A 10,887-nucleotide genomic window follows, 5' to 3' on the forward strand; every position below is an offset into this window, starting at 1 on the left:
CTTCAGGGGTTCTTCACGTACGCATTCGCACGCAGATAGAACCACCAGTTCAGGATCAGGCAGGCCGCGTAGAACACGGCGAAACCGTAGAAGGCGTACTGCGGGGTGCCGGCCTTGATCTGCTGGCCGATCAGCACCGGGGCGATGAAGGCGCCGTAGGCGGCCACCGCCGAGGTCCAGCCCAGCACCGGGCCGGCCTGCTGGCGGTCGAAGATGAAGCCGACGCTGCGGAAGGTCGAGCCGTTGCCGATGCCGCTGGCGGCGAACAACAGGATGAACAGGCCCATGAACATCGGGAAATGCTGCTCCGGCGTGGCCGAGCCGTAAGCCTGCAGCATCACGTAGCCGACCGCCGCCGAGGCGAACACCATGAGGGCCGAGATGATCTGGGTGACGATGGAGCCGCCCACCTTGTCCGAGATCCAGCCGCCGACGGGCCGCACCGCGGCGCCGACGAAGGGGCCGATCCAGGCATAGGTCAGGGCCGAGGGGGCGTTCGGGTTCTTCAGCGTGTGCTGCATCACGCCGGCCGCGTCGGGGGCATGGATGAAGCCGAAGATCACCGTGATCGCCAGCGGCAGGGCCATCGAGAAGCCGATGAAGCTGCCGAAGGTCACGACGTACAGCGCCGTCATCGCCCAGGTGTGCTTGTTCTTGAAGATCTCGAACTGCTTGGCGACGTTCTCCTTCATCGTGCCGAAGGCGGCCAGCTTCATCACCAGCAGCGCCGCGAGGATGTCCAGCGGGATCGCCACCCACATATTCAGCAGGCCCAGTCCGGTGGGCGCAGGCAGGTAGAGATAGAGCATCCCGATGGAGGGGATGAAGGCCAGCGAGTACAGATAGGTGATCTTGGCGAAGGCGAGCAGCGGGTGGCCGGCGGCCGGGGTCACCGTCTTCAGGTTGTTCATGCCGAGCCAGCACAGCAGGGACAGCGGCACCAGGGACAGCACCCAGGCGAAGCCGGCGTTCTGTATCCAGGTGGGCGTGCCGGCGGCGATCTTGCCGAAGATCCAGCCGCTGTCTTTCAGCAGCGACTTCGAGTCACCACCCAGCGCACCGAACAGCCCGACGGTCATCACCAGCGGGATCACGATCTGCATGGTCGTGACGCCGAAATTGCCCAGGCCGGCGTTCAGCCCCAGCGCCGTGCCCTGCAGGCGCTTCGGGAAGAAGGTCGAGATATTGGACATTGACGAGGCGAAGTTGCCGCCGCCGACACCCGACCACAGCGCCATCAGTTGGAACACCCACAGCGGCCACTCGGGGTGCTGCAGCGCCACGCCGGTGCCGATGGCCGGGGCCAGCAGCATCGCGGTGGTCAGGAAGATGGTGTTGCGCCCGCCGGCCATGCGGATCAGGAAGCTGGCCGGGATGCGCATCGTGGCGCCCGAGATGCCGGCGATGGCCGTCAGCGTGAACAGCTCGGCCTGGCTGAAGGGAAAGCCCAGGTTCAGCATCTGCACGGTGATGATGCCCCACATGCCCCAGACCGCGAAGCCGCAGAGCAGGGCGGGGATGGAGATCCAGAGATTGCGGTAGGCGATCTTCTTGCCGGTCTTGTTCCAGAACTGTTCGTCCTCGGGGCGCCAGTCCGCGATGTCGGCGCTGCTGCTTTTGTTGTTCATGGTTCTTTTCCGTTGTGCGCCGGGGGTCAGCGCGGGAAGGAGCGGCTGAAGGGCGCGTCGGGCGCCTGCTTGCCCATGACCTCGGTCTTGCGCACCTCGGTCCAGTACATCCAGATCAGCGAGACCCAGACCACGCCGTACATCAGCATGAAGGCGCTGGAGCGGATGCCGGTCAGGTCCATCAGCGCGCCGAACATGATGGGCAGCACGAAGCCGCCGAGGCCGCCGGCCAGGCCGACGATGCCGCTGATGGCACCGATGTTCTGGCCGTAGTCGTCGCTGATGTACTTGAACACGCTGGCCTTGCCGAAGGCCCAGGCGATGCCCAGGATGAACATCAGCGCGGTGAACACATAGACGTTCAGGCCGATGCTGAAGGTCCGGGCGCCGTTGATCGTCTGCACGGTGAACTCGGTCTGCGGGTAGGACAGCAGGAACAGGCAGATCCAGCTGACCCACATGACCCACCAGGTGACGTTGTGGGCGCCATGCCGGTCGCTGAGCCAGCCGCCGATCGCGCGCAGCACGCCGCCGGGCAGCGAGAAGCAGGCCGCCAGCAGCGCGGCGATACGGATGTCCAGGCCGTACTCGCCGACGTAGTACTGCACCATCCACAGCGAGAGCGCCACATAGCCGCCGAACACGATGCTGTAGTACTGGCAGTACTTCAGCACCCTGGGGTCCTTCAAGGCCTTCAGCTGGCTGGCGAAGCTGGCCTTGCTGGTGACCAGATGCTGCTCGTCCGAGTGGCTGAAGAACCAGAACAGGATGGCCGTGCCCAGCAGCACCGCCGCATAGACATGGGGCACCATGGTCCAGCCGAAGGCCACGACCAGGGCCGGGGCGACGAACTTGTTGACCGCCGCGCCCGAGTTGCCGGCGCCGAACACGCCCATCGCGAAGCCCTGGCGGTTCTTCGGGAACCAGCGCGCCACATAGGGCGTGCCGACCGAGAAGCTGCCGCCGGCCAGGCCGACGAACAGGCCGATGGTCAGGAAATGCCAGTAGGCCGTTGCATAGGCCATCAACCAGATCGGGATCACGCAGGCCAGCATCAGGCTGAAGAAGACGATGCGGCCGCCGAACTTGTCGGTCCAGATGCCCAGCGGCACGCGCACCAGCGAGCCGCTGAGCACCGGCATCGCGGTCAGCAGGCCGAACTCGGTGGCGTTCAGACCGAGCTGCTTCTTGATCGGGATGCCGATCACGCCGAACATCATCCAGACCATGAAGCAGACCGTGAAGGCCAGGGTGCTGACCACCAGCACCGAGAGCGCACGGCCGCCTGGGTTCGAGGGACTTGCTGCAGACATGGAGGAGCTCCTCGTTTTCATGTCTGCCACTGTCGATCTTCGGCCCCGGGCTGAACATCCTTCAGGGGGCGATGGGTGTCAGTGCATCGGAACTAGGGCGCCGCAGCGGGCCTCGTTCGAAAGAACTATGCGGCGCCCTGGCTTGATCTGGCGCAAGCCGGATCTCAGCCGCCCAGGCCCTGTTCGCTGCCCCAGACCGCCGCCTGCACCCGCGAGCTCAGCTTGAGCTTGCGCAGGATGTGCTGCACATGGATCTTCACCGTGGTCTCGGCGATGCCCAGCGTGCGGGCCATTTCCTTGTTGCTGGCGCCACGGGTCAGCTCCTTGAGGATGTCCAGCTCGCGCGGGGACAGCTCGCCCGCCGGCGGCGGCTTGGGCGCGCTCGCGGCGCCGCTGCTGCGCAGCGCGTTCAGCAGCTTGTGTGTCATCTCCGGGCTGACCACCGACTCGCCCCGCATCGTGCGACTCAGCGCGGCGGCCAGGTCCTCCCCGTCGATGGTCTTCAGCAGATAACCCTGCGCGCCGTTGCGCAGCGCCGCGCTGAGATCGTCCTCGTCCTCGCTGACGGTCAGCATCAGCACACGCGAGCGCGGCGCCACCTCGCGCAGCGCCGGCAGCAGGCTCACGCCGCTGACGCCGGGCATATGGTTGTCCAGCAGGATCAGATCGGGCTGCAGGGCCTGGGCGCAGCGCAAGGCCTCGCCGGCATCCGCCGCCTCGCCCAGCACCTCGATACCTTCCTCCTGGCGCAGCAGCGCGATCAGGCCGCGGCGGAACAGCGTGTGGTCGTCGACGACAAGAATGGTGATGGCCGGGCTCATGAGTGCAGGGCGGTCTGAAGGGTTTCGGGGGCGGCTTGCAGCGAGGTCTGCTGGGGCAGGGTCAGGCGCACCAGCGTGCCGCCCTCGGGCAGGCGGGCAATGCGCAGCTGCGCACCGATGCGCTGGGCCCGCTCGCGCATGATCTGCAGGCCGACATGGGTCTGCTCGCTGCCGGCATCGGGCAGCTCGATGCCACGGCCGTTGTCGCGGATCTCGAAGCTCCAGCGTGGCAGCTGTTCGACGCTGAGGCTGACATGGTCGGCCTCGGCATGCTTGCGCACGTTCGACAGGGCCTCCTGGATGATGTGCAGCACCTGCACCTGGTGGTCGGGCGGCAAGGGCAGGCCGTCGCCCTGCAAGCTCAGATGGGTGCCGAGCCCGCTCTGGCGCTCGAATTTGGCCAGCGTGCTGCGCAGCGCGTGTTCGATGTCCTCGTGGCCGGGCCGGGTGCGGAAGTGCACCAGCAGCTCGCGCACATTGGCATAGCATTCCTTCACCCCGGTGTCGATCTCGTCGACGCTGCGCTCCACCTCGGCGAGACGCTGCCTGGCCAGCGCGCCACGCAGCAGCTGGACCTGGATCTTCAGAAATGCGAGCACCTGGGCGATCGAGTCGTGCAGCTCCTGGGCCAGCAGATTGCGCTCCTCGGAGACGGCCATCTCGCGGTCGCGCGCCGCCAGCCGCACATTGTCGACCTGGATCGCGAACTGCCCCACCAGCGCATCGAGCAGCAGCCGCTCGGCCTCGCTGAGGCGGCGCTCGCCGTAGAAGAACAGCTCGACCTCGCCGACCATGCGCGTTCCGGCCCGCATCGGCACCGAGATCACGGTCTGGTAACCGGCCGCCTCGCAATGCCCCAGCTTCGGGGCCTCGATGCTCTGGATCGGTATCACGCGGGCGCCGCTCGCCTCGGGCAGGGCGCTGCCGCAGGCGCATTCGCCCTTGCGCAGGCAGCGCTCGGCGTCGATCATCGCCTGCGGCAGGCAGGTCTGGCCCATCAGCAGCCAGCGCTGCTCGTCCTGCGCGGCCAGCCGCACCGCACAGGCATCGGCACGCGCGATGCGCGCGACCTTGACGGCAAAGGACTGGGCCATTGTTTCCAGGCTGGCATCGGCCTGGCCGGCCATCAACGCCACATCGTAGAGAGCCTCCAGCCGCTCGTTCTGCTGGGCCAGATGGGCGGTCTTGTCCCTGACCTTGTCTTCGAGCCCCTGATAGGACTCCGCCAGCGCACCCGCCATCTGGTTGAAGCCCTCGGCCAGGCTGCTGAATTCGACCACCGAGCTCGTCTCATCGACCCGCACACCGAGCTGGCCCGCTGCCATCTGCCGCAAGCCCTCGCGCAGGCGCTGCAATGGCTGGATGATCCAGACATAGGTGCCGGAGACGAACACCACCGAGGCGGCCACCACCAGCACCACCAGGCTGAAGCACAGGCCGCCGAGGATGGCGGTGCGGGCCGCGATGGTCTGCTCGACAGCACCGACCAAGCCATCGATGGTGGCCACAAAAGCGTCGACCTGGGGGCTGAGGCTGCGGCCCTCGACCGGTTCCAGCAGCGCGGCGCGCAGCATCGGCCACTGCCGCTCGACGGCGGCCAGCCGCTCGCGGCAATCCTCGGTGTCGGGGACAAACAGCGGCCGTTGCGAGTCGCCGACACGCAGGCGCAGCAGCATGGCCTCGAACTCCTGCAGATCGCGCTGCAGCGCGCTCGGCCGGGCGTCGGCCTGGGACAAGGCCATGCGATAGCTCAGCATGCGCATGCGTCCGGCCTCGTTGATCGCGCCGGCGCCGCCCTCCAGCTGCCACGACACCCACAGCGTGAAGGCGATCGACGCCAGGGCCACGACCAGAAAGCCGGTCTGTATCATGGCCAGCTTGCCGACGAGGCTGCGTAGACGTTGGAGCATGGCCGCAGCTTAGCCACGCAGCGGGCCGGCGCTTTGATATGCATCAAGCCCGGCCGGCGCCGGGCGCTTTCTTAGCCGGCCGCGGGCGGCAGCGGCAGGCCGCGCAGGGCATGGGCCAGCTCGGCCGACTGCCAGATCGCAATGCGCTGCTCGGTCGCGAAGGGGCGGGCGTTGTCGCTGAGCGGGGCCAGGCCGATGTAGAGCGCGTCTTCCACCTCCGAGCTCGCGCGCGCCGTCTGCAGCGCACGCAGCACCTCCAGCCCGGTGCGGGCCGACTTCCAGCGCCTGGCGCAGACCAGCATGCGGCGGCCGCCTCTGGTCAGCTCGAAGTCGAAGGCCTCGCCCTTGCCGCGCTGCACCGCATAGCCGTCGCGAACAAAAGCCTGCTCCAGCAGTGCCGAGAAGCTCGGCCAGTTCATCGCCATCACGGCCTGCTCGGTCTGCGCGATGCGCGCGGCGCTGGGCAGATGCCACTGGCGGCGCGCGGCCATCACACTGATCACGACAAAAGGCAGGCCCGACATGGCGCCGACCACCTTCAGCCCGTCGGGCAGCAGGGCCGCGCTGAGCAGGCCCAGCAGCAGCGCGATCAGCAGGCTGATCCACCAGGACGAGCGCAGCAGGATCGCGAACAGCGAGTTCTTCGCCATCTTCAGTTTCAAATCAATCTCCGTGAGCGGTGAGGGCCGCAGTGTGTACCGAATTCCGGCCGATTGTGTCGCCGGGTGCCATCGGTAGTTGCGCGCTTGCCTGGCGCCGCGGCGCGAACAAAAATCGGGGCATGCGCTTGTTGCTCCTGCTTTGCTTACTGCCCTTGGGGGCGGCCGCCGCCGATGGCCCGTCGATCTCGCGCATCCGCGACACCGGCGTCATCGTGATGGGCTACCGGCCCGCCTCGCTGCCGTTTTCCTATCTTGACGCCAATCTGAAGCCGATCGGCTACTCGATCGAGCTGTGCGAGCGGGTGATCGCGGCCGTCAAACGCGAGTTGAGGCTGCCCGAGCTGGAGGTCAAGCGGGTCGCGGTCAGCTCGGCCACCCGGCTGCCCATGGTGGCCAACGGCATGCTGGACATGGAGTGCGGCATCACGACCAACAATGCCGAGCGCGCGCGCAACCAGGCCTTCTCGATCACCACCTTCGTGACCGAGACCAAGCTGCTGTCGCGCAGCGTCGACGGGGTGCGCAGCCTGCGCGATCTGCGCGGCAAGCCGGTGGCCTCCACCATAGGCACGACCAGCATCCAGTACCTGCACAGCATCAACGAGCAGGACAATCTGGGCTTTCGCATCCTGGCCGGGCTCGATGACCCCGAGGCCTTCCATCTGCTGCGCACCGGGCGCGCGCGCGCCTTCATGATGGACGATGTGCTGTTGCGCAGCATGCTGGCCCAGCTGCCCAGCCCGCAGGGCTACGAGGTGTCCGAGCAGGCGCTGACCGTCGAGCCCTATGGCATCGGCCTGAGCCGCCACGACCCGGCCTTCAAGCAGCTGGTCGACGGCGTGCTGATCGGCCTGTACCGCAGCGGCGAGATCTTCGCGATCTACCGGCGCTGGTTCGAGTCGCCGATACCACCGCTGGGCATCAATCTGCAGCTGCCGATGAGCGCGGCCTTCAAGCGCGTGATCGCGCAGCCGACCGACACGCCCGATCCCGCGCACTACCGCTGATCACCTGAACGCGTCGAGATTGATCGCGTGCCGGTGCAGCTTGTCGTAGAGCGTCTTCTTCGCGATGCCCAGCAGTTCCATCGCGGCCGGCACCTTGCCCTGGGTGCGGCGCAGCGCCTGCTCGATCAGGGTCTTCTCGACCAGGTCCATCTGGCGCGCCAGATTCAGCGCCGGCACCTGCTGCAGCGCGGCACTGCTGTCCAGATCATCGAGCGCCAGCACGAAGCGGTCGGCCGCATTGCGGATCTCGCGCACATTGCCGGGCCAGTCGTGCGCCATCAGCTCGCGCAGCCGCTCGGGCTTGAGTTCGGGCGCCGGGCGCTCGTAGCGGGCGCAGGCCTGGGCAACGAAATGCTGGAACAGCAGCGGGATGTCCTCGCGCCGCTCGCGCAGCGGCGGCAGATGCAGCAGCGCGACATTGAGCCGGTAGTAGAGATCGCTGCGGAACTTGTTCTGCTCGCCCAGCTCACGCAGATCGGCCTTGCTGGCGGCGACGAAGCGCACGTTGATGGGAAGCTCATCGTTGGAGCCCAGGCGCTCGACGCGGCGCTCCTGCAGCACCCGCAGCAGCTTGATCTGCAGCGCGATGGGCATGGTCTCGATCTCGTCGAGCAGCAGGGTGCCGCCGTTGGCATGCTCGATCTTGCCGATGCGGCGCTTGGCCGCCGAGGTGAACGAGCCCTGCTCATGGCCGAACAGCTCGCTCTCGAACAAGGCCTCGGGCAGGCCGCCGCAGTTGATCGCGACGAAGTTGCGGTCGCGCCGCGCGCTCTGGTCGTGCAGGCAGCGCGCCACCAGCTCCTTGCCGGTGCCGGTCTCGCCCAGAATCATCACATCGGCCGAGGTGCCGGCCAGATTGAGGATCTGCCGGCGCAGCTGCTGCATCACGGCCGAGTTGCCCAGTAGCGCGGCCTCGATGCCGCTGGCCCGCTGCAGCTGGGCGCGCAGCTCGTCGGTGGCGCTGCGCAGCAGGCGCAGATCCAGCGCGCGCCGCGCGGTGTCGACCAGGCGCTCGGGCGCGAAGGGCTTCTCGAAGAAGTCGTAGGCGCCGCTGCGCATCGCCTGCACCGCCATCGCGACGTCGCCATGGGCTGTGATCAGTATCACCGGGATGCTGGCATCGGTGGCCAGCACATGGTCGAGCAGGGCGCGGCCGTCCATGCCGGGCAGGCGCACATCGGTGATCACGATGATCTGCGCGCCCGGTGCGATATGCGGCAGCGCCTCCTCGGCCGAGCGGCAGGGCGTGACGGCGAGACCCGCCAGCTCCAGGGTCTGCGTCAGGCTGACCCGCACCGGCAGATCGTCCTCGACAAAGACGACGTGATATCCCTCAAACATGTGCTTCCTTTGCTGCATCCCAGGTGTCGACGGCCAGGTCGAACTCGAAGCTCATGCCCTGATCCAGCCGGACGGCGCGCAGCGTGCCGCCGAACTCATGGATGATTTTCGACGAGATCACCAGGCCCAGGCCCAGGCCTTCGCCGGCCGGCTTGGTGGTGAAGAAGGGCTCGAACAGACGCGGCAGCAGGGCCTCGCTGAGCCCGCTGCCGCTGTCGCTGACGCTCACCAGCACGCGCGCGCCGGCGTCGATGGACACCGCGCTGACGCCCAGCTGCCGCCGGGTCTCGTGTGCCATCGCATCCAGCGCATTGCCGAACAGATTGACCAGCACCTGCTCCAGCCGGTTGCCCTCGCAGCGCACCCGCAGCCCGGCCGGCACCTCCAGGCGCAGCTCCACCGCGCCCTCGCGCAGCCGGTGCTCGACCAGCAGCTGCGCATTGCGCACCGCCTGCAGCAGCGAGACCGGCGCGCTCATCAGCTCGGCCTTGCGCGCAAAGCTCTTGAGCTGGCGGGTGATCAGGCCCATGCGCTCGACCATCGCATCGATGGTGCGCAGGTTCTCGGCCACCGCCTCGTGGCGGCCGCTCTCCAGCAGCAGCTGCGCGTTGCGGGCCAGCGCGCGCAGCGCGGTCAGCGGCTGGTTCACCTCGTGCGAGATGCCGGCCGACATCTGGCCCAGCGCCGCCAGCTTGCCGGCCTGCACCAGCTCATCCTCGACCTGCAGGCGCTGGGCGATCTGGCGCTTCAGCTCGGCATTGCTGCCGCGCAGCTCGGTGGTGCGGATGTCGACGATGCGCTCGAGCTGGCCGTGCGCCTCCTGCAGCTCGGCCTTGGCCTGGAACAGCTGGCGCAGCGCGCGCCGCCGCGAGGACAGATACAGGGCCAGCATGCCGGCGCAGGCGCCGAAGGCCGCGCCGCTCCAGCCGGCGTAACGGGCCTGGCGCCAGACCTCGGTCGGGTCGGATAGCGCCACCATGCGCAGGCCCAGCGGCACCAGCAAGCGCTCCTGGGCCAGCAGCTGCGGGCCTTCGATCACGCGCGGCTTGTCCTCCAGCGGCGGCACGCGCACCAGGCTGGAATTGGTGCTGGCCAGCAGGCGGCGCGGGATGCCCACGCTGGTCAGTGGTGACTCGGGATAGCGGCCGCTGGCGCGCAGCGCGGCGCGCCGGTCCTCGTCGGCCTGGCCCAGCACGAAATACTTCCAGTAGGGCACCGAGCTCATGATGACCACGTCCTGCTCATCGGCCACCAGCAGGCGTTCGCCCTGGCTGCGCAGGCCCAGGTCCACCCAGGTGGCCTCCAGCGGCGCCAGGCTCAGCCGCACCGCGATCACGCCGAGCAGCCGGCCCTGCTGGCGTACCGGATGCAGCAGATAGAAGTCGGTGCCTCGGGTGGCGGCATCGCTGGCAAAGAAATGGCGCAGGTCGGTGGCGATGGCCTCGCGCAGACGGGCCGGCGCGGGGCTGCGGTCGCTGCTGGCCAGCACCTGGCCGGCGGCATCGGCGATGAAGATCTGCATGGTGCCGGCGCGCACATTGATGCGGGCCAGGGCCTGGTCGGCGCGGCGCCGGCGTGCCTCGTCCTGCGGCGAGTCCAGCAGAGCCAGCATCTCGTCGTCGATGGCCAGCAGGTCGGGCAGGTAGGCGTGGCGGCCGAGTTCGGCCTCCAGATTGGTGGCATAGAGTTCCAGCCGCTCATTGGCCAGCGCGGCCAGGTGCGCCATGCCGGCGGTCTCGCTGAGGCGCTGGCCCAGCACCAGGCCGAGCAGCATCAGCCCCCCCGTCACATAGATGAAGAAGCGGGGTCGGCTCAGTCGGCGGGTCAGCCGCTGTCGCAGCGCTGCGAGTTGGAAGCGGTCGATCATGGGGATGCGTAGTGTGCCCAATCTGATGCGAGCCGTCCCGGCCGCGTGCGCTGTTGTCGGGCTGATGCGAAAACCCGCCCGCTGTTTTGTCGTGTTGTGTGGATTTCCGCCCTGTTGCTCCAGGCCGGTCGGCGCCGCACGCCGGCCGAGCGGTGTTTCGGGGTGTTTTGAGGGCCGATCCTTCGGTGATTACCCGCAGTTATTCGGAACTGGCATATGGATTGCAATGAAGACCGGGTCGGGCGGCGCTGGTCGCCTCAAAAAGCAGAGGGTCTTCGATGGAAACTTTTGTACAGCAAATCATCAACGGGCTGGTGCTCGGAAGCATGTATGCGCTG

8 protein-coding genes are annotated in these 10,887 nt (G+C 67.8%); 1 reads left to right on the forward strand and 7 read right to left on the reverse strand.

The genetic code is table 11. The features are described from left to right. Positions 1–2: 2 nt before the first annotated feature. The 5 genes from ABGI63_RS22710 to ABGI63_RS22730 all read right to left on the reverse strand — a co-directional run bounded on the left by ABGI63_RS22710 (position 3) and on the right by ABGI63_RS22730 (position 6,334). Positions 3–1,628 (reverse strand): MFS transporter, encoded by a 1,626-nt coding sequence (locus ABGI63_RS22710; RefSeq protein ID WP_349744808.1) that lies wholly within the window; start codon positions 1,626–1,628, stop codon positions 3–5. Between the two features lie 26 nt (positions 1,629–1,654). After that, positions 1,655–2,941, reverse strand: coding sequence for an MFS transporter (locus tag ABGI63_RS22715; protein ID WP_349744810.1), 1,287 nt, complete (start codon positions 2,939–2,941; stop codon positions 1,655–1,657). Positions 2,942–3,105: 164 nt separating this feature from the next. Beyond that, the gene (locus tag ABGI63_RS22720) at positions 3,106–3,762 is read right to left on the reverse strand and encodes a response regulator (protein WP_349744813.1); all 657 of its coding nucleotides are present in this window, start codon (positions 3,760–3,762) and stop codon (positions 3,106–3,108) included. Then, positions 3,759–5,672, reverse strand: coding sequence for a type IV pili methyl-accepting chemotaxis transducer N-terminal domain-containing protein (locus ABGI63_RS22725; protein WP_349744815.1), 1,914 nt, complete (start codon positions 5,670–5,672; stop codon positions 3,759–3,761). The genes ABGI63_RS22720 and ABGI63_RS22725 overlap by 4 nt, the downstream gene beginning before the upstream one ends. Positions 5,673–5,743: 71 nt before the next feature. Then, on the reverse strand, positions 5,744–6,334 hold the full coding sequence (locus tag ABGI63_RS22730; protein ID WP_349744817.1) for a restriction endonuclease: 591 nt from the start codon (positions 6,332–6,334) through the stop codon (positions 5,744–5,746). A gap of 119 nt (positions 6,335–6,453) precedes the next feature. Between ABGI63_RS22730 and ABGI63_RS22735 the strand changes: the two genes are divergently transcribed. Then, positions 6,454–7,341: an amino acid ABC transporter substrate-binding protein gene (locus ABGI63_RS22735; protein ID WP_349744818.1), complete on the forward strand. Its 888-nt coding sequence runs from the start codon at positions 6,454–6,456 to the stop codon at positions 7,339–7,341. Here the strand turns inward: ABGI63_RS22735 and ABGI63_RS22740 are convergent, their stop codons facing one another. Both ABGI63_RS22740 and ABGI63_RS22745 read right to left on the reverse strand, forming a co-directional pair. Further along, positions 7,342–8,682 (reverse strand): sigma-54-dependent transcriptional regulator, encoded by a 1,341-nt coding sequence (locus ABGI63_RS22740; RefSeq protein WP_349744819.1) that lies wholly within the window; start codon positions 8,680–8,682, stop codon positions 7,342–7,344. After that, positions 8,675–10,549: a sensor histidine kinase gene (locus ABGI63_RS22745; RefSeq protein WP_349744821.1), complete on the reverse strand. Its 1,875-nt coding sequence runs from the start codon at positions 10,547–10,549 to the stop codon at positions 8,675–8,677. Before ABGI63_RS22745 ends, ABGI63_RS22740 begins: the two co-directional genes overlap by 8 nt. Between the last annotated feature and the right edge of the window lie 338 nt (positions 10,550–10,887).

Source organism: Roseateles cavernae (genome assembly GCF_040187885.1).
GTDB classification, from domain to species: domain Bacteria; phylum Pseudomonadota; class Gammaproteobacteria; order Burkholderiales; family Burkholderiaceae_C; genus Roseateles_E; species Roseateles_E cavernae.

What these genes read in the sequence shown, in the direction of transcription:
- ABGI63_RS22745 (WP_349744821.1), bottom strand. Translation starts at nt 10,549, where the DNA reads ATGATCGACCGCTTCCAACTCGCAGCGCTGCGACAGCGGCTGACCCGC.
- ABGI63_RS22740 (WP_349744819.1), bottom strand. Translation starts at nt 8,682, where the DNA reads ATGTTTGAGGGATATCACGTCGTCTTTGTCGAGGACGATCTGCCGGTG.
- ABGI63_RS22710 (WP_349744808.1), bottom strand. Translation starts at nt 1,628, where the DNA reads ATGAACAACAAAAGCAGCAGCGCCGACATCGCGGACTGGCGCCCCGAG.
- ABGI63_RS22720 (WP_349744813.1), bottom strand. Translation starts at nt 3,762, where the DNA reads ATGAGCCCGGCCATCACCATTCTTGTCGTCGACGACCACACGCTGTTC.
- ABGI63_RS22725 (WP_349744815.1), bottom strand. Translation starts at nt 5,672, where the DNA reads ATGCTCCAACGTCTACGCAGCCTCGTCGGCAAGCTGGCCATGATACAG.
- ABGI63_RS22735 (WP_349744818.1), top strand. Translation starts at nt 6,454, where the DNA reads ATGCGCTTGTTGCTCCTGCTTTGCTTACTGCCCTTGGGGGCGGCCGCC.
- ABGI63_RS22715 (WP_349744810.1), bottom strand. Translation starts at nt 2,941, where the DNA reads ATGTCTGCAGCAAGTCCCTCGAACCCAGGCGGCCGTGCGCTCTCGGTG.